This window comes from Peribacillus sp. V2I11 (assembly GCF_030817135.1).
Taxonomy (GTDB): domain Bacteria; phylum Bacillota; class Bacilli; order Bacillales; family DSM-1321; genus Peribacillus; species Peribacillus simplex.
On record NZ_JAUSYW010000001.1, the window covers coordinates 468,354 to 492,466 of the forward strand.

Annotated in this window: 21 protein-coding genes and 1 pseudogene; 9 read left to right on the forward strand and 13 right to left on the reverse strand. The window is 37.5% G+C overall.

From position 1 onward, the window contains the following. Window positions 1–204: 204 nt before the first annotated feature. Window positions 205–1,008 (reverse strand): class D beta-lactamase, encoded by an 804-nt coding sequence (blaOXA, locus tag QFZ73_RS02215; protein WP_307262422.1) that lies wholly within the window; start codon window positions 1,006–1,008, stop codon window positions 205–207. A gap of 295 nt (window positions 1,009–1,303) precedes the next feature. On the opposite strand from blaOXA, the gene QFZ73_RS02220 reads away from it, so the two are divergent. Continuing rightward, window positions 1,304–1,483, forward strand: coding sequence for an H-type small acid-soluble spore protein (locus tag QFZ73_RS02220; protein ID WP_076368724.1), 180 nt, complete (start codon window positions 1,304–1,306; stop codon window positions 1,481–1,483). Between the two features lie 50 nt (window positions 1,484–1,533). On the opposite strand, the gene QFZ73_RS02225 is transcribed toward QFZ73_RS02220, so the two are convergent. Further along, window positions 1,534–2,304 carry a GH25 family lysozyme gene (locus QFZ73_RS02225; protein ID WP_251428210.1) on the reverse strand — a complete coding sequence of 257 codons (771 nt, stop codon included), beginning with the start codon at window positions 2,302–2,304 and terminating at the stop codon, window positions 1,534–1,536. A 447-nt stretch (window positions 2,305–2,751) separates the two neighbouring features. On the opposite strand from QFZ73_RS02225, the pseudogene abc-f reads away from it, so the two are divergent. Further along, window positions 2,752–4,394: pseudogene (abc-f, locus tag QFZ73_RS02230) on the forward strand (ribosomal protection-like ABC-F family protein). Between the two features lie 326 nt (window positions 4,395–4,720). After that, complete coding sequence (locus tag QFZ73_RS02235) at window positions 4,721–5,545, forward strand: DUF2935 domain-containing protein (protein ID WP_373458906.1); 825 nt, start codon at window positions 4,721–4,723, stop codon at window positions 5,543–5,545. Window positions 5,546–5,654: 109 nt separating this feature from the next. Here the strand turns inward: QFZ73_RS02235 and QFZ73_RS02240 are convergent, their stop codons facing one another. Then, complete coding sequence (locus tag QFZ73_RS02240; protein ID WP_251428205.1) at window positions 5,655–6,005, reverse strand: hypothetical protein; 351 nt, start codon at window positions 6,003–6,005, stop codon at window positions 5,655–5,657. A 345-nt stretch (window positions 6,006–6,350) separates the two neighbouring features. Between QFZ73_RS02240 and QFZ73_RS02245 the strand changes: the two genes are divergently transcribed. Then, window positions 6,351–6,818 carry a DUF2306 domain-containing protein gene (locus tag QFZ73_RS02245; RefSeq protein WP_307262431.1) on the forward strand — a complete coding sequence of 156 codons (468 nt, stop codon included), beginning with the start codon at window positions 6,351–6,353 and terminating at the stop codon, window positions 6,816–6,818. A gap of 378 nt (window positions 6,819–7,196) precedes the next feature. Here QFZ73_RS02245 and QFZ73_RS02250 read toward each other — a convergent pair whose 3' ends face one another. The 6 genes from QFZ73_RS02250 to QFZ73_RS02275 all read right to left on the reverse strand — a co-directional run bounded on the left by QFZ73_RS02250 (window position 7,197) and on the right by QFZ73_RS02275 (window position 13,971). Next, window positions 7,197–8,777 (reverse strand): hydantoinase/oxoprolinase N-terminal domain-containing protein, encoded by a 1,581-nt coding sequence (locus QFZ73_RS02250; RefSeq protein ID WP_307262434.1) that lies wholly within the window; start codon window positions 8,775–8,777, stop codon window positions 7,197–7,199. Beyond that, on the reverse strand, window positions 8,777–9,871 hold the full coding sequence (locus QFZ73_RS02255) for an S-methyl thiohydantoin desulfurase family protein (RefSeq protein WP_307262437.1): 1,095 nt from the start codon (window positions 9,869–9,871) through the stop codon (window positions 8,777–8,779). The genes QFZ73_RS02250 and QFZ73_RS02255 overlap by 1 nt, the downstream gene beginning before the upstream one ends. Before the next feature lie 27 nt (window positions 9,872–9,898). Continuing rightward, the gene (locus tag QFZ73_RS02260; protein WP_307262441.1) at window positions 9,899–11,218 is read right to left on the reverse strand and encodes a purine-cytosine permease family protein; all 1,320 of its coding nucleotides are present in this window, start codon (window positions 11,216–11,218) and stop codon (window positions 9,899–9,901) included. Window positions 11,219–11,368: 150 nt separating this feature from the next. Beyond that, a complete protein-coding gene (locus QFZ73_RS02265) occupies window positions 11,369–12,076 on the reverse strand; it encodes an aspartate/glutamate racemase family protein (RefSeq protein ID WP_307262444.1) in 708 nt (235 codons plus the stop codon). A gap of 151 nt (window positions 12,077–12,227) precedes the next feature. After that, window positions 12,228–12,824 carry a TetR/AcrR family transcriptional regulator gene (locus QFZ73_RS02270; RefSeq protein ID WP_307262447.1) on the reverse strand — a complete coding sequence of 199 codons (597 nt, stop codon included), beginning with the start codon at window positions 12,822–12,824 and terminating at the stop codon, window positions 12,228–12,230. A 337-nt stretch (window positions 12,825–13,161) separates the two neighbouring features. Next, the gene (locus tag QFZ73_RS02275) at window positions 13,162–13,971 is read right to left on the reverse strand and encodes a nitrilase-related carbon-nitrogen hydrolase (protein WP_307262450.1); all 810 of its coding nucleotides are present in this window, start codon (window positions 13,969–13,971) and stop codon (window positions 13,162–13,164) included. Window positions 13,972–14,187: 216 nt separating this feature from the next. On the opposite strand from QFZ73_RS02275, the gene QFZ73_RS02280 reads away from it, so the two are divergent. Then, the gene (locus QFZ73_RS02280; RefSeq protein ID WP_307262453.1) at window positions 14,188–15,591 is read left to right on the forward strand and encodes an amino acid permease; all 1,404 of its coding nucleotides are present in this window, start codon (window positions 14,188–14,190) and stop codon (window positions 15,589–15,591) included. Between the two features lie 73 nt (window positions 15,592–15,664). On the opposite strand, the gene QFZ73_RS02285 is transcribed toward QFZ73_RS02280, so the two are convergent. The 3 genes from QFZ73_RS02285 to QFZ73_RS02295 form a co-directional block, all read right to left on the reverse strand. Beyond that, on the reverse strand, window positions 15,665–16,525 hold the full coding sequence (locus QFZ73_RS02285) for a MurR/RpiR family transcriptional regulator (RefSeq protein ID WP_307262456.1): 861 nt from the start codon (window positions 16,523–16,525) through the stop codon (window positions 15,665–15,667). A 206-nt stretch (window positions 16,526–16,731) separates the two neighbouring features. After that, a complete protein-coding gene (locus tag QFZ73_RS02290) occupies window positions 16,732–18,105 on the reverse strand; it encodes an aspartate aminotransferase family protein (protein WP_307262459.1) in 1,374 nt (457 codons plus the stop codon). A 939-nt stretch (window positions 18,106–19,044) separates the two neighbouring features. Beyond that, window positions 19,045–19,251, reverse strand: a complete 207-nt coding sequence (locus QFZ73_RS02295; protein WP_251428189.1) for a hypothetical protein — start codon at window positions 19,249–19,251, stop codon at window positions 19,045–19,047. A gap of 312 nt (window positions 19,252–19,563) precedes the next feature. Here QFZ73_RS02295 and QFZ73_RS02300 point away from each other — a divergent pair, with 312 nt between their 5' ends. Continuing rightward, on the forward strand, window positions 19,564–20,070 hold the full coding sequence (locus QFZ73_RS02300; RefSeq protein ID WP_307262465.1) for a DinB family protein: 507 nt from the start codon (window positions 19,564–19,566) through the stop codon (window positions 20,068–20,070). 43 nt (window positions 20,071–20,113) lie between these two features. Further along, window positions 20,114–20,278 carry a hypothetical protein gene (locus QFZ73_RS02305; RefSeq protein WP_307262468.1) on the forward strand — a complete coding sequence of 55 codons (165 nt, stop codon included), beginning with the start codon at window positions 20,114–20,116 and terminating at the stop codon, window positions 20,276–20,278. A gap of 217 nt (window positions 20,279–20,495) precedes the next feature. Here QFZ73_RS02305 and QFZ73_RS02310 read toward each other — a convergent pair whose 3' ends face one another. Further along, a complete protein-coding gene (locus QFZ73_RS02310; RefSeq protein WP_307262471.1) occupies window positions 20,496–20,852 on the reverse strand; it encodes a UTRA domain-containing protein in 357 nt (118 codons plus the stop codon). 546 nt (window positions 20,853–21,398) lie between these two features. Between QFZ73_RS02310 and QFZ73_RS02315 the strand changes: the two genes are divergently transcribed. Next, window positions 21,399–22,889 carry a DHA2 family efflux MFS transporter permease subunit gene (locus QFZ73_RS02315; protein WP_307262474.1) on the forward strand — a complete coding sequence of 497 codons (1,491 nt, stop codon included), beginning with the start codon at window positions 21,399–21,401 and terminating at the stop codon, window positions 22,887–22,889. A 542-nt stretch (window positions 22,890–23,431) separates the two neighbouring features. Further along, a complete protein-coding gene (locus QFZ73_RS02320) occupies window positions 23,432–24,013 on the forward strand; it encodes a YitT family protein (protein ID WP_307262478.1) in 582 nt (193 codons plus the stop codon). Window positions 24,014–24,113: the final 100 nt, after the last annotated feature.

A 24,113-nucleotide genomic window follows, 5' to 3' on the forward strand; every position in this document is an offset into this window, starting at 1 on the left:
CAACAACACTTTCTCCTCCAATATTGTCCCATTGTATCTACTTCCTTATTCAACCCTTCCGTCCCATTAGCTCAATATGAATAGGAGGTACTCCCCTATTGAGAGTAAAGCATACGTTAGCCCTATAATATTTTTTTACGCTTAGACTTCGTTCCATTTAAGAAAAAGTGGGAAACCTTCGACCTATTTCACTTTAATTGCTCCCTACTCTTCCATTAAATGATATTTCTTTAAAATGTCCTTTGTGATGTTCCTGGCGTCTGCCGATGTACCGGAGATATTCGTTACAAAAGCATAGTCACGTTCCTTTGTTTCAATGAAACCAACGTACCAGCCAATGTTGGACCCCTGCCCTGTTTTTCCGTAAAGTGTATAGTTGTCCCCTTCAGTCTGGATCATCATCCTTTTAACGGTTTTCATGACATCTTTATCAAAAGGAAGATTCTCTCTATATAAATTTTCCATAAAATCCACTTGTTCAATAGGAGAAATTTTGAGTGAGCTGCTTAGCCAAAACTGATCAATCCCTCCACTAATATCTTGGTTGCCATAAGAAATCTTATGAATCCATTCCTCCATTCGACTCTCTCCAATGTCACGGGCCATTGCTTGATAATACCAAACAACGGAGTTCCTTAAACCAGACCCAAGCGTATGATCCTGGTTCCATATCTCAATTTCCCTTTTCACTCCATCCCAATATTTAATATCATATTCATCCTCGACAGCCCCGACTTGTAATCCGATGAGTGCATTAGGCACCTTAAAAGTCGATTGCGGCGCAAATCTTTTTTTGGCCCGTTCATTATTATAGATAAAAGTGCCTTTTTTCACTTCACGTAATATAAAAGTTCCATCACGTTCAGCAAAAAATTCATCGACGTCGAACTTCTTAATGTTGAGTTTCTCTCTGGCGGCATTGGCTCCACTTGGCTGTTGCATGCATGTAAATAGTACGGTTGCGCCAATAAGTATTAAAAGGACTGCCAGAATCCTGCGTCTTTTCACATTGATCACCTCAAAAAAATTATTTACAATCCTATCCATTCTAGCAGATAAATTCAATATTTTTAAGATTAAGAATTCTTATCTTTTTTCATTGAGAACTTAATTAATAACCATTTATTTTAAAATACGCCCGCCTGGATAATAGGTAAATTTGTAACATCATTGCGCCTTTTATGATTACAATATTAATCCTCTGAATTACCTTAATGGGTTATTTTTTTGTGTACCTTTAAAAACGAATAAAATTGAGCCTTTCCTCAAATAATAGGTAGACTAATTAGCAGGAGGGATATATATGGATGTTAAGCGTGTAAAACAGATACTTTCTTCTTCATCTGACATTGAGGTGAGATATAATGGCACTTCAGTATGGATTGATAATTTAAATGAAGATGGAAGAACGGCTACAGTACATTTAAGAGGACCATTAGAGGAAAGATCCGAAGTAGCCATTGACGAACTTAAGGAAATATAAGGAATATCCCATTAAAAATAAGCTCCTCTCGTAATGAGAAGAGCCTTTACTTATTTCAGCCTTAATATTTGTCCGATATAAATTTTGTCGGGATCTTTAATTCGGTTAAGACTAACAAGAGATTTTACCGTTGTTTTATGGTTTTTGGCAATGAAGCTAAGCGTGTCGCCTTTTGTTACAGTATAAGTTGTTGATGTTTCGGTTTTCAATGTATGGGAGTTGTGCGTCCTAAAAGTATTTATTGTATTTGTAAAATCCTTATAGGCTATATTCAAATCCACCTTTGTGCTGATCCCGCTTATCTTACCTGAATCAGAATGCTGCCAAATATCTGTGCTACGTCCCAACGTGCTGTTGTATCTGGCAATCCACAAAGCGTAGTTCGTCAACCTTGATTCATCTAAAGTATTTTCGAGAAAGTATTTACCAGTATACAGCATAGCCGTGTATCCAGCCTCTTCAATAGCTTCTAAAAAAGTTATTGCTGCATCGGTCAGCGTTTTTTTCTTTGCCTTTTTTTTATTTTCTTCAAGATCAAGAACAGCAGGGTAATTTAAAGCAAAAGAGCTGATGGAATCTAAAAAATATGCAGCCTCAGCCTTTGCTTCTGCAACAGTTGCAAACTTTGCATAGTGATAGGCTCCAACTTTCAATCCCGCTGCCAATGCTTGTGGTGCATTATCTTTGAAATAGGATAGCTTGGAATAACTCGTTCCTTCTGTTGCTTTAATGAACACGAACTTCACGTCTGCCTTTGCAACTTCCTCCCAATTAATAGCACCTTGCCAATGTGAAACATCGATTCCCTTTATATATTCCATATTAATGTCCTCCTCAAGGAAACAACACTATGTTGGTATATTGTTTATGATTATCATAGCCCTTATAAACACATCATATAGGAAATATGCAGTACTATTGCCCACCCTATAATAAGATATTTGATTGAGTTAAAACAATTATAAATCTTTAAATGAAAGCAAAGTATTATGCTGCTTCCTTTTGTTTTCAAAGATTATTTTATGCTATACTGATTTTATTAATATCAGAAGGGATGATGGGTGGCCGATGATTAACTAATCTTATTTTTAAAATTTGAAATCACATATTTCAAATCATACGAAATAGGATTAGTCTGCCCATTTTCTATAAATTACAGAGCTATAATCAAAATGGCTCTTATTTGATAATGCACAGGTATGACTAATCCTTCCATATGAACTGGGAGGATTTTTTTATTCTCCCTTTAAGGAGAGGGATGGATTATTATGAAAGAATTATTAAAATTGACCAATATTAGCTATGAAGTAATGGATCTTAACATTTTTAAAAATGTAAACACTAGTGTTCAACAAGGGGAGATCATCGGTATCATTGGTAAAAATGGTGCCGGTAAATCTACGTTATTGCAATTAATTAATAATGATTTAGAGCCTGCACATGGACAAATCCAATGGCTGCAGCAAGGCTTGAAAGTTTTTATGGTAGAACAAGAAGTCGAGTCGCATTCTTCAGAAGAAAAGACTTCTTCCGAAGTTAAATTACTAGATAAAATGCATGTACCAAGCCATGACTTCCCACAATTAAGCGGGGGAGAAAAACTGAAAGCCAGACTTGCAAAAGGTCTTTCTAAAGATGCAGACCTTTTACTATTAGATGAACCGACGAACCATCTTGATGAGGAAAGTTTAGAATTTCTCAAAGGACAAATTAAAAATTATAGAGGTACCATCATTTTTGTTTCGCACGATCGTTATTTTTTGGATGCTGTAGCAACGAAAATTTGGTCGATTGAAGATAAAAAGCTAATTGAACACAGAGGGAATTATTCCAGTTATATGGAGGTTCGTAAACAGAAAAGACTTACACAACAACGTGAATATGAAAAACAGCAAAAAATGGTTGAACGGATCGAGGGACAAATGAATGAAATCACTTCTTGGTCAAAAAAAGCCCATTCCCAATCGACGAAAAAGGAAGGAGTTAAGGAATACTATCGCGTAAAAGCAAAGCGAATGGATGCACAAGTTAAATCTAAACAAAAGCGTCTTGAAAAAGAGCTTGAAAAAGCAAAAGCTGAACCTGTCGAATCAGAATATACTGTACGCTTTTCAATTAAAGCAAAAAACAAGACGGGAAAACGTTTTTTGGAAGTTAAGAATTTAACTAAGTCTTTTAACGGGCGAACACTATTTAAAAACGTCAATTTCACGATTCAGCATGGTGAGAAGGTTTCCATAATAGGTCCCAATGGCAGTGGAAAGACGACATTATTAAAAATAATTCTTGGACATGAAACTTTTGCGGGCGATGTATGGATTTCACCATCTGCAAAAATTGGCTATTTGACGCAAGAAGTGTTTGATTTACCAATTGAACTAACACCCTCCCAGCTATTTCATAAAGAAACTTTCGAGTCGAGAGGCAACGTTCAAACTTTAATGAAGCATTTAGGCTTCACGGCATCTCATTGGACAGAACCCATTAAGAATATGAGTATGGGTGAGCGAGTGAAATGTAAGTTAATGGAATATATATTAAAAGAAAAAGATGTGCTCATTTTGGATGAGCCGACAAACCATCTGGACTTAGCTTAGCTTCACGGGAACAACTTGAAGATACCTTAGCACAGTATACTGGAACGCTAATCGTCGTTTCGCATGATCGGCATTTTCTCGAAAAAACGACAAGCAGCAAACTCGTCATTTCGAATATTCACATTCAAAAGCAATTGTATGAATCATCATCAAAAAGAGATGATCTGGAAGAACTGCGATTAACACTTGAAACAGAAAGACAAGAAGTTTTGGGAAAGCTTAGCTTTATGACTCCAAACGATAAAGCGTACACAGAACTCGACAAGAAGTTTAATGAGCTTACGAAAAAAATAAATGAACTTTGTGACAAATGACTATCAACAGTAACTTAATGAAACTGATGGATTAAACTACGGAAACCCTTAGAATGAATTAACTCTAAGGGTTTTTTTAGATACAGAGTGGCTGCTGAGGTTTTTCCAAGAAAGTTACATGGTATTTGATTCCCCCTTTGAAGCTCTAATGTTACAGTCTTTAGGTGCCTCCTTGGTTCAGAATCTATTATCCTTTTAACGTAAAACCCATTGGTTTGTGGTGCTAAAAGGATATTCTTATATTGATTTTAATTTGAACAGAATACTAAGGCCCCCTTGTTAATATGCTTTAATGATGGATTTGTTTTAATAAGGGGGCTTTAGTTATGAGTGAGAACACACAGGAAGCTAATATGAGGAATAACTTTGGAATGTTTGTTGAACGCTCTTTAGATGAGATTCGTTTTTGGTCAAGAATAATGAAGGAACATTCGTTATTTTTAAGACTAGGTTTTAGATGTGATGATACACAGCTAATTGAGGAAGCTAATCAGTTTTATCTTTTATTTGAACGGATAGAACAGCAATCCCATTTATTTACAAATCAAACTGATCCAGAACAGATTAGAAGATTTAATGCGGAAGTGCAACAAGCTGCTACAGGGATATTTTTATTTAAAAGGAAGGTATTGGGATTAATACTCACCTGTAAATTGCCTGGTGCAAACAACTTCCCACTTTTAGTCGACCATACAAGCAGGGAAGCCAATTATTTCAGAAAACGATTAAAAGAATTAAATGAGGGCAAATTGAAACCACTTGCGGACGCCATCATCAAAGAAAATGTTTTCTTTTTAAGGATCATGGCGGATCATGCAAAATTCATCGGACATCTCCTTGATCCATCGGAAAGAAAGCTGGTGGATATGGCGCGAAACTTTAGCAATGATTTTGATCAATTAGTCTTTCAAGCCGTAGACTTAGAGTCCATGAAACCGCAATCTCAAACCGCTCCTCTTTTGGATCAATTTCTAGATCAGAACCGTGTTTCCGTCGTATCACTTCGAGACTTTAAGAAAACCGCCAGAGATTTAATCGAAGAATGCAAAATCAAGAGCATTATCCATCCACTATTGGCTGATCACGTTTTCCGTGAAGCCGAACGTTTCCTTGAAATTATTGATATGTTTGAATCCCATCTTACAGGTTAAAAATACAATTAATTATGACTGATTTAGAAAATTGCAATTATCGGATTAAGAAATTCTAACCTAAAATAGGCCCCTCTCGATTTAGAGAAGGGCTTTTATATGTAAAATGTTAAGACAGGGAGCTCACCAATGTTTTAAGTTTCTCTTTATCAGAAACATGAATCCATGGTAAATCCAGATTATCATCATTAATACCAGGTTGGATAACGCTGCTAGATAAAAGGTCGCAAATACAATCATTTATTAATAGGATATCCTGGTCTGATATTTTTCGGTTAAATGTTATGCTAGCGGCTCCTGTTTGTTTAGTCATCCCCCCTATCAAGCCTCGTTGTTTTAATGAACTTCTGATCACTTCTCTGATAGCCTCTAGACTAGTCAACGGAAATACATCAAGGTGCTTAACAATCATTCTAAAAATGTCCTCTTTAGATAAGTCGTGTTCTTTATGTTGTCGCAATTATTCCACCCCCATTCGTCAAAACATTCTTCGAACGAAACGTAAAATCCTCCTTTTTCCTTAAAAAGGACGATACACACTTCCCTTTTTAGTACCGCATTGACCCTTTATTCCAGAGATAGAAATTAACACATAAAACCAGATTCACTGACGATTTTCCGCAACGAACACAGCGCCTGACCGTTTTGCAAAGGATGCTCCATTATATGGAAATTCATCCGCCATAACTGGATTGATTTTGTTCTTTGCAAATTAACATTCATATTTTTGGTAAATATTTGTATTATAATTAAATAAATATTTAATCTGTTACGTTATGATAATGAATATTTAACGAGGGGAAAGTTGCTTATCTTTAAGATCATTCTGTTCATTCATATTTTCGCTGGAGCAATATGTCTTGTTAGTGGAATAGGTGCTATGTCTTCAAAGAAAAAAAGAGGCATGCATACAATTTGTGGTGAAACTTATCACAGTGCATATGTTGTAGTCTTTGTCACATCCCTGACAATGGCAATATTGAATTGGGAAAGCAGCGCATATTTATTTTTCATTGGGATATTTTCATATTCTTTCGCATTTATAGGTTATCTTGCTGGTAAGAAGAAATGGAAAAACTGGACTGTATCTCATATTAGCGGGATGCTCGGTTCCTATATCGCTATTTGTACTGCAATTCTTGTAGTGAATGTATCCAATATAACTATCTTGAATCAATGGAACCCATTAATATTTTGGTTTCTTCCAAGCATTATAGGTTCCCCTCTGATATTTTTGGTTAGAAAGAAGTATAAAAAATACAAAACGATCTGAATGCAGTCCAAAAGAGCTCCTATAAACAAAAATTATTTAACAAAGCGCTAAACAAAAAAAGCCCTCTCGATTAAGAGGAGGGCTTTTAACAATGGAGGAGTACCACTTAGGGGGTAGTACAATAATATAATTATCGCCAATCAAAAACATTTATATTCATTGTTATCAGCAAACAACTTTAAGCTTTTATCTGTGTTAGCTTATATCTACTTTTTTCTACTATTTCAGTGCTGCCAACCATGGTTTGTTGTTGGTTATTTGTAATTTCCCCCACCAATCTCAATACCAAAAATGTTGGAAACATGGGATCATTACCATTACTCCTAAGCCGGAATTAAAGGTATTCCCGGTAAAATAGCTAATTTTCCCCTGCCTCGCCTACACCAGTTCATTCATTTCAGACTGGGCTAAATCACCAGCTGCTTTCACACGAATACGGGTTGCATTCCCAGGCATATACGCTAAAGGTACATCTTCTATGTCGACAATAACAAGCGTTTCAGGATCGGCTCCTGCACTGATCGCTTCTGACATCGCTATTTCCTTTGCCTGTTCCAATGCTGTTTCCCTTCCTATTTCAGCTAGTGCATATACTTTTTCAATTTGCCCGCTAACCTGGGAGATAGCCGACCCAATGGCATTTGCTACACCTGAATGTAATGGGCGTATGACTTCAGATGCACCTTTTAATTCCTCAGGTAAAAGGATGCTTCCACCTCCAACGAGAATGACAGGCACTGGTGCAGCACTTGTTTTCATCTTATCAATAGCTTCTTCGACCAGATTGACTATATTTAAATAGACTCTATTTAATAATTCTTTATCAAGGTGAGCCACTTTTGAAGCATCCCCAAGTTCCACCTTTCCAAGAGCCACAGCAACATCAGTTGTCGTTAAAGTATCACCTCCGAAAACCAAGGCTTTTTCGGGCAATCGGTAACCGACACTGTCCGGTCCAATTGTGAACTCTCCATTCTCTCCTATGCGGATTATTGTCCCTCCGCCTAGACCAATCGAAATTAAATCAGGCATCCGGAAGTTTGTTCTGGCTCCTCCAATCTCTACTGCCAAAGAAGATTCCCTTGGAAACGATTGAACTAGAACACCAATATCTGTTGTTGTCCCCCCAACATCAACGACGATTGCATCTGTTAACTCACTCAAATAGGATGCCCCCCTTAATGAGTTAGTCGGACCGCAAGCAACAGTGAAGATTGGGTATTTAACCGCATATTCAATTGACATTAATGTCCCATCATTTTGGCAAAAGAATACTTTTGCCTCAATTCCTTCATTCTTCAGTGCATTGATGAATCCGTCAGCAGTTGTTTTTGCGACATTTACGACAGCAGCATTAAGAATCGTCGCATTTTCCCTTTCCAGTAAACCGACTGACCCAATTTCTGAAGATAAAGAAATTGAAATTTCTTCTCCCAGCACTTCTTTGAAAATTTCACTTGCTCTTTGTTCATGTGATTGCGATACAGGTGAGAAGACAGAAGTAATCGCGATGGAATCCACTTTCCCATTGATTTCTTCGGCAATTTGATACAAACGAGCTTCATCTAATTCAACAATCTCCCGGCCATCATATTCATGTCCGCCGCGGATTAGGTATACGTATTTTCCGAGTACTGCGCAGAGGTCTTCAGGTACGCCGATCAGCGGTTTAACTGCTAAAGTAGCCGGAGCACCAATACGGATTGCTGCGATTTTGTTTAATCTCTTTCGTTCAACGATAGCATTTGTACAATGGGTCGTACCCAGCATTGTATATTTAATTTGTTCCCGCGGAACCTTTGCATCATCGATTATTTTTCTCATTGCTGTATAGATGCCAATGGAAACATCCTCCGTTGTATGCGATTTTGTTTCCGAAATGACCTGATTATATTGATCTAAAAGCACAGCATCTGTATGGGTTCCCCCGACATCAATTCCTATTCGATAAACACCCATTATGCTATCCCTCCTTTTTTTACTAGTTCTTCAACAGGTATATAACCAACTTCATAGCCAAAGTATCTTGGGCCTACAGCTTCGATTCCCTTTTCCGTTCGCCACTTGGGATGGCATGGCATTCCGATCACCACGCATCTTGCTCCATATCTGATACCTTCAGTAGTGATTGGCAAGCCTGTTTCTGCATCAAGCACGGCAATCAAATCTGGAGTGACACAAAGCAAGCGATTCTCTGTCTGTGCAATTAAATGTTCATTTTGGAATCGCACCTCGAGTTTTTCTCCCTTATACTCATTGATTCCCTCGAATGTTGCCACACCTCTAGCAAATCCTGCCTCTGTCTTGCGGTTGATATCACTCACTTTTCCACGGAACAATTCAAACCCGTCCGCCTTATTCAACACTTCTTTTATTGGATCAACATTGTTTTGCTTTGCAAGCCTTATTGTCTTTCCGATTTGTTCTTCTAAACTTAGTATATTTCTAATTCCGCTTTCCTTTATATTCTTTCCTGTCATTGGATAGATGGCTGTCATGGTTGAACCGCCCATTTCAATCGTTGCTGCACGGGCAATCCTTTCTGTCCAGACATTGTTTATGGTTGAGAGCAGTGAAGTATTTCCTTTCTCATCCGCAAGGACCATCGGAGTAGCTGCAATTCCATCCAAATAAAAAGTGACCATCTGCAATTCCGGGAATGCTCTTCCCATTCCATCAACATCCACCACAGGCAAGCCAAGCTTGGCAGCAAGTGCAAGGGGCACCATCGAATTCACTCCGCCTGCTTCAATCGGCATCGTTGCAAAAATCTTTTTTCCTAAATAAGATTCGAGGTTTTTGAAAGCGGCTGTTGCTTCTTCACCACTTGGTGCTTTTTCCAACATAACCGTCGGAGCTCCCATCACCGCGGAAGGAACTACTAATGCGTCATCGGGAACTTCATCCACATCCAACAATGTGATTTCCCCGTATTCTTCGATTGCCTGTAAAGCCATTAGTTTACCAATGTAAGGATCTCCTCCTCCGCCCGTTCCGAGTAAAGCCGCACCTACTGCAATATCTTCAATTTCCTGTTTACCTAATCTCCTCATTTTCTCAAAACCCCCGATTTTCAAAAATTATGATGCGATATGATCCCTATTCTCTTTTTTCCCTTTGATGGATTTAATAAATAACACACCTGCGTAATAGATAATGCCGCTTATTAGAAGGGAATTGATAGATGGTATGCCAACTGTAATAAAATAGCCGCTTGCAAATCCTGCTCCCCAGGCAACTAATGTAACTGGATTCAATTTTTCAGGCTCAGATGGCAATGTTCCTTTCTCTCTGCTTTCATCAAGAGCTTTTCGATACGTTTTTAGCACGAAATAATCAACCACCATAATTCCAGCTATTGGAGGTATCATGATTCCAAGTAAAACAAGGAAGTCTACAAATCTATCGAGAATGCCCATAATGGAAAGCAAAGTGCCGATAGCACCAATTACAAGTGTAACGAGTCCTCGATTCATCTTGACCTTAAAAACTGAATCGAAAATATTAGTAAAGCCAAGAGAAGAGGAATATAAATTTACGTTATTAATTTTCACTGTGGAAAAAACGACAACTGCAGCGCCAAGCCAGCCAGACGTTTGTAGCATGATGCTGACAACATCGCTCGTTTTTGCTGCATGGGCCATTAACACAGCGATCATTCCTACACCAAGTTCACCCACTAGTGTACCAATGGTAGTCATCCAAAAAACATCCTTACCGTTTCGGGCAAACCGACTGAAGTCAGGTGTGATTACGGCACCAATAATGAATCCTCCAGCAACAATTGTTGCACCCACACCCAGAGAAAGACTCTCTCCCGGAGGCGACGTACCCATTAAACTGAAAATGGAATGATCACTGAGAACTTGATAGATGCCAATCCCTACCACCAATAGAAAAGCAGGAACGGTAATTTTGGCTGTCATGCTTAATAGCTTAAAACCAAATATAACCAGTACAGTTACGCCTAATCCGGTAATGGCAGCTGCAATTGGGAGGGTCAATTTACCGTCGGTGGCTTTAACCAATCCATTAGCAAAAACAGTGTTCTGTACTCCAAACCAGCCAATTGTACAAAAAGCAATGACCGCGCCAATGATACTCGAACCATACCTGCCGAATCCTGTCCAACGCGCCAATAGACTAGTTGAAAGGCCTTCACGTGCACCGGCATAACCGATTAGAAAACTTATAACTTGTAAAATGACACTTCCAAACATCATGGCCCAAAACGCCTGCCAAAAAGTCATTCCGTATCCTAATGCCGCACCTAGCATAAATTGAGAAAGTGTAGCTAGGGCACCGACTCTGACAATCATGATATCCCACATTGGCAATCTCGCATTTTGTGGAACTCTCGATAGAGAGTAATCGTCTCCCAACTTTGTATTATCTTCCATAAATTCACCCCCTATGAATTACTCCTCAGCTTTATCGATAAACTTGGAGATTTCCCTGCCTTTTTAAAGCTATCTTGAATGCTTAAATATCAAGAATATTCCGTCAATTTCCTTTACAAGAGTCAGTGTTTTCTTTTTCTTAAAAAAAGTTTATGAACTTTTTACTCTCTGTTTAGAAGGTGGAGTCATGTAGGTCAAGCGGCTTTGTTTAACCCCCATAGCAATTAAAATTTCAAGCATCTTTGTAGCTGCAAATGCGGGATCAATAACCGGAACATCATAACCTTTTTGCGATAATCGTTCCTGAAGCTCCGCTGCAACACCCATAAAGCCTGTACACCCTAACACTAAAGCATGGGCATTGTCATGTTCAATCGCCTTTATCATTTCTTCAAACAGCGCACTTTTTAACTTTTCCTTGTCTTGAACTTCCAGAACAGGAATATTTACATATCGAATGGAGGCGACATTCCCATCTACACCTAGAGTTTTACTTATGTTTTCAATCATGGGCACAACATTAGGCAGCACCGTTACAATAGAAAAGGATTTTGCTAATGAGCTCGCAACAAGCATGGAAGACTCACACGGCCCAACAACGGGAATATCCAATATTTCTCTTGCAGGCTTCACACCTGGATCTCCAAAACAATCACTAATTACACCCTGATACCCCTCTTCTTCAGCCTGCTTTGCTTTTTCTAGGAAATTAGGTATACAAAGTGCTTCATCATACTCGCTTTCAATTGATTCAGGTCCATAATCAAGGTTGCAAACTCCTACTTCAGTGTTTTCAGAAACATAAGATTTAATCTCTCTTCTAATTTCTTCATTAAAAATATCCGATATAACCGGCATGATCACTTTAATTTTTATTGGAATACACTCCTTTGTTTTTAATAGACCTGCTGAACCATTTTCATTTCTTTGTCATGATTTATTATTTATATCACCCCCTTTTAGCAACTAATCCATTCCTGCCATAGTTATGACTTCACCTTTTGATTATTCACTTTTGGACATATTTCCTCTCTATATCACTAAACATGGAGCTGATGAATCGATCTGCAATATGAACTTGTTCCATTAAATCTTCTCCCTCATACAAGTTTATACCCCAGAATAATCCATTCCCGAGTAAAACAAATTGCTTAATGATTTGGTCCACTTCGTCTGCGGAAATGCTCGGATACCTCTGCCTCAATAGATCCTCAAGTGAACTGGCCATCCAGTCATTAAAATGCAACAAATACTTTTGTAAATATAGTTTAATTTCTGGAATGGGTGACGTAACTAACGATATATACGCCATAGTCCCTCGCTCATCATCTTTGTGATACTTAACGATCCCATGAAGCATTTCACTAAAAATCTGATCAACTGATCGTGAACTTGTTTTAGCTAAAATTCGTTTCATTTCGGCTAAATGGTTATCAAGTAATTGTTGAAAAGCGGCGATAAATAATTCCTCTTTGTTTTTATAAAAAAAATAAATGGATGCTGGTTTTATTCCCACTTCATCCGCAATTTTCTTCATGGTAGCTCCTTGATATCCATGTAGTGAATAATGCAAAAGGGCTGCATCTATCAATTCTTGCCTTTTCAATTCATCCCCACCTAACGTTTATTAGGTAAATTATATAGTGTATTTTTCGGAAAAACAATAATTTTCTGAATAATCATCCCGATGAATAGTTATTATTGGGATAAAGTAGTTGCACAGGGATCAACACATTGACCTTTAGACTGAAAAAATTGTAATCTAGTATAGGCTTAACGTTAATCGAGAAAGCCAATTCATGGTTCAAAAATTATTATGCTTATAATTCCTAATAAAACAAAAAATCCATTAATCATTTAATAATGAAAAATGGATTTTAATAAACTTTATAAGATTCTAGTTTTAGACCTACATAATTCGTTTAATGAATTTTGAAAAAAAACTATTTTTCCAATTCAAATAACGAAGCATTTGGCCACAATGTCTTGTCTAAATCATCCAGATAAGGAACTTCTTTTCGCACCTCGGATATAATTGAAAAATCCACATCATGAATTAGAATACCCTGCTCTGATCTTGAAGCTTCACATAGGACCTCACCGGTCGGAGCAACAAGTTTACTCTTTCCGCAACTTCCCTCATTGACCGTATTTACGCCAAGAATATAAACCGTATTATCGAGTGCACGTGCCGGAAGTTGAATATCCCATCTTGTTTCAGCTCCGTAGCTCCATACTGAAGGAACAATAATAAGTTCTGCACCTTGAAGAGCTAGAATTCGGCTTGGTTCAGGAAATTCAATATCTGCACAAATAAGAACACCTATTTTTCCTTTCGATGTTTCTATGGCATTATAGACTTTCTCACCAGGAGTGAATATTTCCTTCTCTCTTCCCCATAAAAATGATTTTCGATACGTGGCAATGACTTCCCCTGTTGACTCAATTACAGCTAAGGATATGTAAAGGTTTCCATTTTCCCCCTCAACAAAAGGTACGATGAGTATTACTTTTAACTCTTTAGCGAGCTTTTGAAATAATGAAACAGTCTCTCCATTCGAAACCTCTTGCAGCGATTGGAATTGCTCCTTCGATAAATAGTAACCACTTACCCAAAGTTCAGGTAATACGATTAATTCAGCTCCCTGTTTAGCCGCCTCTTCAACCATTTCTATACAATTTTTAATATTTTTATCCCTTTCTCCAGGGATAGCTTGTAATTGAACTGCAGCAACCTTAATCAACAAAAGCACATCCTTTTCTGCAAATGAAAATTATCAGATTTTTTAGAAACCTGTGTTTAATTTAATAATATTTTATTTCATTTAATTAAGCAATGATTATTTCTTTTAGTATATAGTTTTGAATTTTTTATTTCAAAAAATCTAAAAATTGTGTAAACTATAATCAATCCAGTTCGGTTGGGGTAATTGTAAACTTTTACACAACATTTTTCAGGGAGGTCTTACATGAAAAAACAACAGAATGATTTAGAACAATCACTCAGTTCTCGTCACATGTCAATGATTGCTATCGGAGGCGTCATTGGTGCAGGTCTTTTTGTAGGTAGTGGCGCTGCTATACATAAGGTCGGGCCTGGCATCTTGGTTTCTTATGTAATTGCCGGTGTTTTAGTGTTCTTGATTATGAAGAGCCTTGGTGAAATGGCCACTTCCAATCCATCAAGTGGTTCATTTTCAGAATATGCCCGGGACGCAATTGGCCCTTGGGCAGGCACAACAGTTGGGTGGCTTTATTGGTTTCAATGGGTTGTCGTTATTGCCATTGAAGCGATTGCAGGTGCAGCCATCATCAATATGTGGTACCCAGGTATTCCTTTATGGTTTCTTGCTTTGGCCTTGACAATCGCTTTGACTTTAACAAATATCTATTCAGTTAAATCCTTTGGAGAATTTGAATATTGGTTTGCCATGATTAAAGTAGCGAGCATCATCGCCTTTTTGATTTTAGGCGTATCTTATATATTCGGATTTTCAGGAGAATCGACGGTTGGAATATCTAACCTTGTACAAAACGGGGGATTTTTCCCTAATGGTGTAAGTTCCGTCTTCGTGGGAGTCATCACTGTATTTTTCTCTTTTGCCGGTACAGAAGTAGCAACCATTGCAGCAGCTGAATCAAAGGATCCTGTTAAGTCTGTCTCTAAAGCTATTAATAGTACAATTTGGCGTGTCTTGATCTTTTATGTAGGCTCAATAGCCGTAGTTGTGACATTACTTCCTTGGAATTCCGCTAATGTATTACAGAGTCCATTTGTTGCCGTTTTAGAAAACCTAGGCATTCCTTTTGCCGCTCACCTCATGAATTTCATCGTATTAACTGCTGTTTTATCATGTCTAAATGCTGGATTATATACAACATCCCGAATGCTTTTCTCTTTAGCTAAAAAAGGGGATGCCCCTCAATATTTTAGTAAGTTGAATAATAATGGCGTACCTGCCAGAGCTGTTTTTGCAGCTACCATATTTTCTTATATTGCTGTAGTGATGAGTTATGTTTCGCCTGAATTAGTTTTTCTGTTTCTCGTTAATACATCAGGAGCGATTATATTACTAGTTTATTTGGTTATTTCCATTTCGCAGTTGAGGATGAGAAATAGATTAGAAAGAGAGAATCCTGATGCTCTGAAAGTGAAGATGTGGTTATTCCCATATTTGACATATGCGACGATCCTGGGGATTTCCATCATTTTAATTTCCATGGCTTTTATCGATTCTACAAGAAGCCAACTATATTCAACACTTCTACTAACTGGGGTAATTATTGTGTTGACTCATTTTTTCGGGAAAAAGAACATCAGTAGCGCAGAGGAGAAAAGAAAACTATCCAGTAATTTGCCTCCATTGAAATAAGCTATGGCAGAATATCATTATGTGATTAATTAAAAAGCCTTACTTTTCCAATGTGGAAGAGTAAGGCTTCTTTCTATTCCATTTTCTTTTTTTGAAAAACATCAAAATGACTCCAGATATCTTCCAAGGCTTCTAATCGATCGTGGATATCTTCCTGCTTCTCTTTTCCGACAAACATGATCAAAGCATTAATCAGGCTTAATGGTGCAACAAAAGAGTCAATGAAGCTGGGCATCTGACTGGATGCTGTCAACGGAATGTCCGCATGAGGAATAAGTGGTGAGAGTAAATTATCAGTAATGGCAATTGTTGTCGCATTTTTTTCCTTTGCAAAAGAAAACATTTGAATTGTACTTTTCGTATATCGTGCAAAACTGACACCAATCACTACATCTTTTTCACTTAAATTATATAACTTTTCCGATGAATTCTCCAATGACTGCAGAAGTTCCACATTATTGAGAACAATCTGAAGATAATATTCCAAAAACACGCCTAGGGAAGTGGCACTGCGGTTTGCGATAACATATACTCTTCTCGCTTGTAACAAGCACTTCACTGCTTCATGGAATGCATCTTCATCCAATTTCTCCATAGTGGATTTTATGTTTGCGATGTCGTCTTGGAAAACTTCGTATACCCCTGAAGACTCTTTATTGTAAACCTTTTGGGACATCTTTAATCGCTCTGTCGTTGTCAGCTGCTGCTTAACGGAATTCTGCATATACTGCTGCATCTCTGGATAGCCTGAATAGCCAAGCGAGGTTGCAAACCGCACAACAGTAGCATCACTGACCCCTGCCATTTTCGCTAATTTTCCAACTGTAAAAAAAGGAACGGTCGTTTGATTCTCTAATATATATGTAGCTATTTTCACGTGGGACTTGCTCATTTCCCCTATTTGTCCAGCGATGTTTTGATAGACGTTTGTCATTAAAAAGAGCGCCCCTTTATTTATATTTATGTATTGTAAGAGTATCTATTTCCTTTTTGTGAATGATTATAATTTAACAATAGGTTTTTTCAACCTTTTTTGTCAAGTTAATTGCAAGTGCCATGGTGGAATTAAAAAAGGCCAGATCAATTAAAATCGCTTTGATCGGGCCATTTGCTTTTCATCTAACACTCAGTTAAGCTGAATTATTTCAGAATCCGTCCAATGGCTTCGTCATGCGCTTCCACAGTTCGAAGAATATCCTCCTCCGTGTGTACAACAGACATCGAATAACGATTAAGCGGCTTTGTATAAATACCTAATTTTAATAGCTCATAGTCAATCTCTTTTCTTAATTTCGTATTTGCCCTGCTCATATCACGATAATTTTTAATCGGGCCTTCGGCTAAGATCATGTTAAAGATACTGCCCATACCGACGGTTTGCATGTTTAAGCCATGTTTTTTATACACATTCTCAAGTTCCTTACGTAAAGATTGCGTCTTAGTAAACAAATCTTCCATTGTTCCTTCTTGTTCCAATAAGTCAATCGTTGCTAAACCGGCAGCCAAAATGGTCGGATGACCATTGTATGTTCCACTATGATATAACGGATTTTGTTTATCTGAATTATCTGCTCCAGCTGTTAAAATATCTCGTCCGCCTCTAGCAGAGGTAATCATCATTATTTCTTTTTTACCTCCAATGGCCCCTACTGGGAATCCGCCGCCCAGAACTTTTCCTAAGGTGGTGATATCCGGCTTAATGCCATATACTTTTTGAGCTCCCCCAATCGATATCCTGAACCCTGTTTTTACTTCATCGAAAATAAGCACTATATTAAGTTCTTCTGTTATTCTACGAAGTCCTTCCATGAATTCTTGTTCAGCAGGTATGAACCCTCCTTGAATTGGCTCTAAAATAACACCTGCTAATTCATGTGCATGGGCACGTAAAATCTTCTCGGTAGACTCTAAATCATTGAATGGAAGAATGACGGTATTTTCAATATAGTAATCTGGTAATCCTCTTGATTCTCCTACCGCTTTAGGAGCTGTTGCGTTACCTGCCTGATCCATATCAGGGTTAACACTCACTAATACTTGATCATATCCTCCATGATAATGTCCTTCAAACTTTGCCAATTTCGGTTTTCCGGTATAAGCCACCGCCGTACGAATTGCAAGAAGTGTAGCTTCTAAGCCAGAATTCGTATAACGAACCATTTCAATACCAGGATATAACTCTACTAATTTTTCCGCCATTGTTGTTTCCATCTTGTGTGGCGTACCGAATATGGTGGTTCCAGACTCTAACATTTGTTTTGTCACAGCATCAAATACTTGTTGATGACCATGACCTAATATAAGAGCTCCATAACATAATAAATAATCGATATATTCATTGCCATCTACATCATATAACTTACTGCCTTTTCCTTTTTCCATCATTAATGGATGCGGCGGAAAGTATTTAATATGTGCTGTGACACCGCCCGGAATCACGTCACAAGCTTTTTCAAATAAATCAGCTGATTTTTTTGTTTTTTCCGATAATAAATTCTTGTCGTGTAGTATCATAATTAATTTCCCCTTTATATAGATTTTTTTCATGCGAGTATTTATAAATAATAGAAGAGATTTTTTAAAATTTAATCAAAACTCCTATTAAATATGGATATTTTTCAGACCAAACCCAGATATTCAATTGATTAAGCAACAGCTCCAGCCTGACCATAAGAAGATAAAAGATAATGAGCTATACACTTTGAAATTGCTTCCACCAACCATCATTTCCAGCTTCTCATTCACTTCCTGTTCTAACCAATAGTAAATTTTCTTATTATTAAAATAAATATTTCATTATAAATAATAATATGAAATAAATATTACAAAGTCAAGGTTAATAAGGAGTTTTTTACTTATTTTTAAGATCTCAGAAATATAACTGCTAGCCCATACGGATGAAGCGATTCAACGACTATTCAAAAAATCAGAACCAATTTCTCAATAAATAAGCTGTAATCAATATTTTTAACGGATATCTAACTTTAGAGCAAACGCCAATTAAGCGCTCCAAGAAATGGCGCGCTTAATTGGCGTTATTTATCATGAAACATCAATCATGTCTGTATCTCCTTGGCCCTACCGGGGCAATCCTATACCACCTTCGTTATTTGGGGTGCTGAATCTATCACATATTTTTAGAGGTTCATCAGGCGGTGCTCAGATCACTACAACATTTTAAACTAGTAAAGAAGAAAAATGAGACTGAAACTACGGAGTTTTCTGCATTGAACGAGCTCAACTATATTGCTGAATTACAACGTACTTTTAAGGCAAAGATTTTCTTTTTCGGTCACTATTACACCTTCTCCCTCCTTATATTAATTTAAGGGGGAGGAGGCTCATTTAGCACGCTACATTTTTAAAAAACAGAAGTTCCCTTTAAATATTTTCACTTTTATATTTTGAATTTCGTTCTAATGAAGGAGAAAATTTTAGAATACGTAATTGCACTTACATTGTTTCATAGTTTTTTATTTCGAATTCACTTTGGGGTCGATTAATCGACTTACTCAATTTATTAATAAGCTCTTGGTAATCCTTAGTATCATTTGGATCTATACCTTCCCTGACGTTTAGTATCTCGTATCGGTCATACTGTTCTGGAATAAGTTTTCCGCCTACATGGATATAAAGCCTATATTTGATCCTCAGATTCATAAAAATACCATCTCCTTTACTATCAGTTCGATATAAGGAGCAGTTTTCCTGCAAGAAAAAAATACTCTAATGTGGCCTCCACTAACTATTCATTTTTCTAATCAGAATGATAAGTAGTTCGTATTTTCTCAAAACCTCTTTTTTTACACATTGGAAATTCGCGATGAGCGCACGAACCGTTAGGAGGAATTGTTATAAATATAAGAGAATATTAATAAATGTACTTACTTTATTGAATTCACCTGAATTTTTTTGTTCTAACTGCATAAATTGTTCAATACGAAAAAACTAGTGTATATGGAGGTTTTTTAAATGAAACATCCCGTGCCAGTATTAGAAATGTATAACTATCACGCGTGGGCAAATGGAGTCATCATCGATCGGTTAAATGAACTTCCACAGCATATTTACCATAAAGAAATTCAGAGTGGTTTTTCATCGGTATCAAAAGTGTTGTCTCACATTTATCTCACAGATTATGCGTGGTTTGACATTATCTCAGGTAAAAGTATGGATGAAGCAATGGCATCTTCTAATCATTTAAGAGAAGTGGTGGAAAAGAAAAGTATTGAGGAAATGAAAAAAATATTCATAGACCTATACGAAAGAAACAAAGCACTTCTGAGTACAGAGGATATGGAAAAGGTAATTGTCGTGGACAACCCATATGCTGGGTTGCTTGAAACTTCCATTTCCGAATCGGTATTACACGTTGTCACTCACGGATCCTATCATCGCGGCAATATAGCTACCTTGTTGCGGCAAATGGGGCACACTTCCGTTATGCAAGATTTTGGCCTTTACCTTTATTCAAAATAGAACACCAAACTATATACCATTTCCTGAATAGGGGGATGTATCGATGGATGAACTAGTTGGCTCTTGTGTTCGCTGTGCACATGATGTATATTGTACGGCTGGTTTTCTCAACGGTATTCTGTTAGATAACAAGAAAATCTTATGTTTTAATTGTAAGGATATTTTATATGCAAGGATCAAAGAAGAAGTTTTGGAAGAGGAGAGTTGAAGGAGTAATACACCAAATCAAAATGAGTTGAGTGTCTGATTGACCTTAAAAGTTTCAATTCATTAAGGCAGTTGCTTCGGCAATTCTTTCATGAGTTATAACAGCTAGTTTGAAAACATTTTTCAAAACTTCAAAATAGGTCATGCCAATAATTTGGCATGACCTATTTTGCCCGATGAACAGTCAGATTGACCTTGTTGGTTTCACACATGAACGTTTAGAGATGCACAGGTTGGTCGTTTGCATCGAAAGCGATCTTTAATATTCTAAATAAATTGGCGCCAATATCACATTCTAAAAATTCAGCATAGTTTTTTGTAGCACCAATCACGTCTATAATTATATCGTTACTGACTATTTCTGTATGGTAATCTTCCAAAAGGATTTTATAAGTTGATTCATCCCTTGCAATCTTCTTTTCCAAATCCGGAAAACGAATTAACGAATAATGAGCTGTACCGTAGAAAAGCGGACGATCATTTACATTCATGAGCCGCACAAGTTCGAGAACGGGACTTCCTTCATCAATGAGGAGATGACCTGCAACATCTTTTGGTGCTGGTATTACCTTCACTTCTTAAAATCCGGGAATTAGGTATCATCCAGGAATCCCCCAATAGTATCCACCATATCCGCTTCGAGTACACCGCATTGATAAATTTTGAATACCATCATAGCAAGTGAACCATTTTCACCTAAAGTGGCCACCACAATTTTAAATCCTAGATTATTTATATATAATTAGGAGGAACAGCGTGCCTTCGTAATCGATAGCGGTAAGCTTGGAGGTAAAAATCGGATTTTTGTTTCTCTTTACCATAAAGTAAGTATAATATTGGTGATTATTGTTTGAATATGATATACCTGTAGATGGATGTTAAACTGGGGTATTTCCTAAACAAGAGAATATATCCTGAATATTGTCAAGTGAGTTGTTAATAAAGAATAAACGCCTCCAAAAGCCCTCAATTGAGGTGAATCTCCTTAAGATGGTGTATTTTATTGGAAAATATAGTTTGGTTTACACTAAAACTTCGTGAGACGAATTAGTTTCTATAACTTTTAAAAATTGCAGGCAGTACAATTTGTACTGCCCTAGCGGAAAGGACGTGCCATAATAATGAATCACGACAAAACAGAAACCACTAAAATTCGTACTGGCCCCATGTTTGCGGTGATGCTAGCTGGTGCTCTAGTCGCTTTCTTAAATCAGACTTTAATTAATATCGCATTGCCTCAATTAATGACTCATTTTGAAATATCGGCTGCAACAGCTAACTGGCTTACTACAATCTTCTTATTGGTCAATGGGATTGTCATCCCTATCACTGCTTTCTTAATGGAACGTTTCAATACAAGACAATTATATCTTGCTTCGATGGGACTCTTTGCATTAGGGACTTTTTTATGTGGTATTGCCCCCAGCTTCTCCGTCCTATTGATCGGACGTGTGGTTCAAGCTGCAGGTGCAGGGATTTTATTCCCTTTGATTACAAATGTGATTTTCACTTTATTTCCACCTAACAGACGCGGCTTCGCAATGGGGATATTTGGTATCGCGATGAATTTTGCTCCCGCTGTAGGACCGACGTTATCAGGATGGATTATACAAAACTATTCTTGGCGGGTTCTGTTTTTTATCATTTTCCCATTTGCCCTGCTTGACTTCATCTTTGCCATTTTCATCATTAAAAAAGTAGGGAAAACCAGCCGGCCTAAACTCGATAAAATGGGTGTAATTTTATCCACTATCGGATTCGGCGGAGTTCTATATGGATTTGCTACTGGCGGTACCAAGGGCTGGGGCAGTCCCGAAGTACTGACGATGTTCCTTGTTGGAGGAATCAGTTTAGTTTTATTTGTCTGGAGGCAATTTACTGTATCTCATCCTATTTTGGAATTTAGGATTTTTCGGTATCGGATGTTCACTTTAACGACAATTATCAACATCATCGCAACTATGGGTATGTTCTCTGGAATGATCATCATGCCAATCTATATGCAGAATATCCGTGGGTTCACTCCGATGGAATCCGGTCTCATGCTATTGCCTGGCGGAATTTTAATGGGGATCATGTCTCCTATCACAGGTAAGCTTTTTGATCGATTTGGTGCGAGATGGCTTGCGGTGAGCGGACTTGCCATCACTATCATTACAACCTATCTTTTAACTCGGCTTGAAACAGATACGTCTTATTCTTATGTGGTGTGGGTATATACTATTAGAATGTTCGGAATGTCGATACTGATGATGCCTATCTTCACAGCTGGATTAAATGAATTGGCACTTAGCCTAAATAAATATGGAACAGCAATGGTCAATACATTGAGAATGGTAGCAGGTGCTGTTGGCATGGCATTCTTTGTTTCCATCATGACAAACCAGGGAACGAAGCATGTTCAGGAAATCTTATCTCAAAGGAACATATCACCAGATAATACATCACAAATGGCAATGGCCATTAAACAAGGCAGCGTAATGGGGGTAGATGATGCATTCATGATAGCAACAGGTTTGACCATAGTTGCATTCATACTGGCCTTTTATATACGGCAAACTTCACCGCAAGAAGATACTATTACAAAACGCCTATCAAAAAAAAGAGCTTGAATAAACAAGGCTAAATTCAACCTATTTTCCAAGGTATAAAAAATTCTTATATTAAACTGACTTTCCCCATGGAGACATATAAATGGCAAAAAAAGAGACACTTTTTATGAGTGTCTCAGTTTGTAGACAAAAGGAGTTCTATCCAAATTTTTAAACATAGTTGATTGGAACGGAAGGTGCGAGACTCCTGCGGGAATAGCGAGTCCAAGGGAGACCCCACAGGCGCAAGTGCGCCGAGGAGGCTCCCGGACCGCCCGCGGAAAGCGAGTGCCTGAAGTGGAAATCAACGTCCAAATTTGTACAAGCAAAAAAACTGTAGACACTTTTTATGAGTGTCTCTTTTTTTTGCCTTAATTTCTTCATGGCCTCAAGGAAACGGCCTTTATTTTAATCCTGCTGCACTAAGCAAAATTTCAGAATATCATCTGAAGAACAAAACCAACAATACACAAATAGTAATCGTAATTTCCAATCAGTTAAGTATATATTTAGATTCCTCTCATATATTTTAAGATAATGATTTGGACAAGGGGAATGCTTTTATGAAAAAGTTTATTACTCTGCTTTTTTCAAGTTTTTGCATTGGAATTGGTCTTAACCTTTTTATAATCCCCATCCATCTAATTAATGGCGGGATATTTGGAATAAGTTTGTTAATTAAATATGTTTGGGGATTCCAGGTTGGACATACCATGATCATGATCAACATTCCCATATACCTTCTATCTCTTCTATACGATAAGTCTTATTTCTTCAATGCCATCCTTGGGTTAGCTTTTACTTCAACCATTATTGATTGGCTAACACCACTAAACGGTTTGGTTCATCTACCGATCATAACGAGTGCCATTATCGGTGGAATGACGATTGGGATTGGTGTTGGTTTTATGTTGAGACAACATATTAGCCCCGGTGGAGTGGATTTGTTAGCACTATTAATCTCTAAAACCACAGCAACTAATCCTGGAATCGTTATTTTTATTATTGATTCACTCATAGTAATTGCGGGAATTATTATATTGAAAGACTTAAAGTTAATGTATTCACTCCTCACGATTTCCTGTGTCGGCATATGCGTCATTTTTATCAATTCTTTTAAGACAATAAACATTTTTATGAGGTAAAGCCATACTTCAAAGGGTCAAACAACTGGAACGTTTTTTTAAGGGTTCGTAAAATGATTAGTACGTAGGGCACTCGCTTACCGCGGATGCCCTTTGCTCC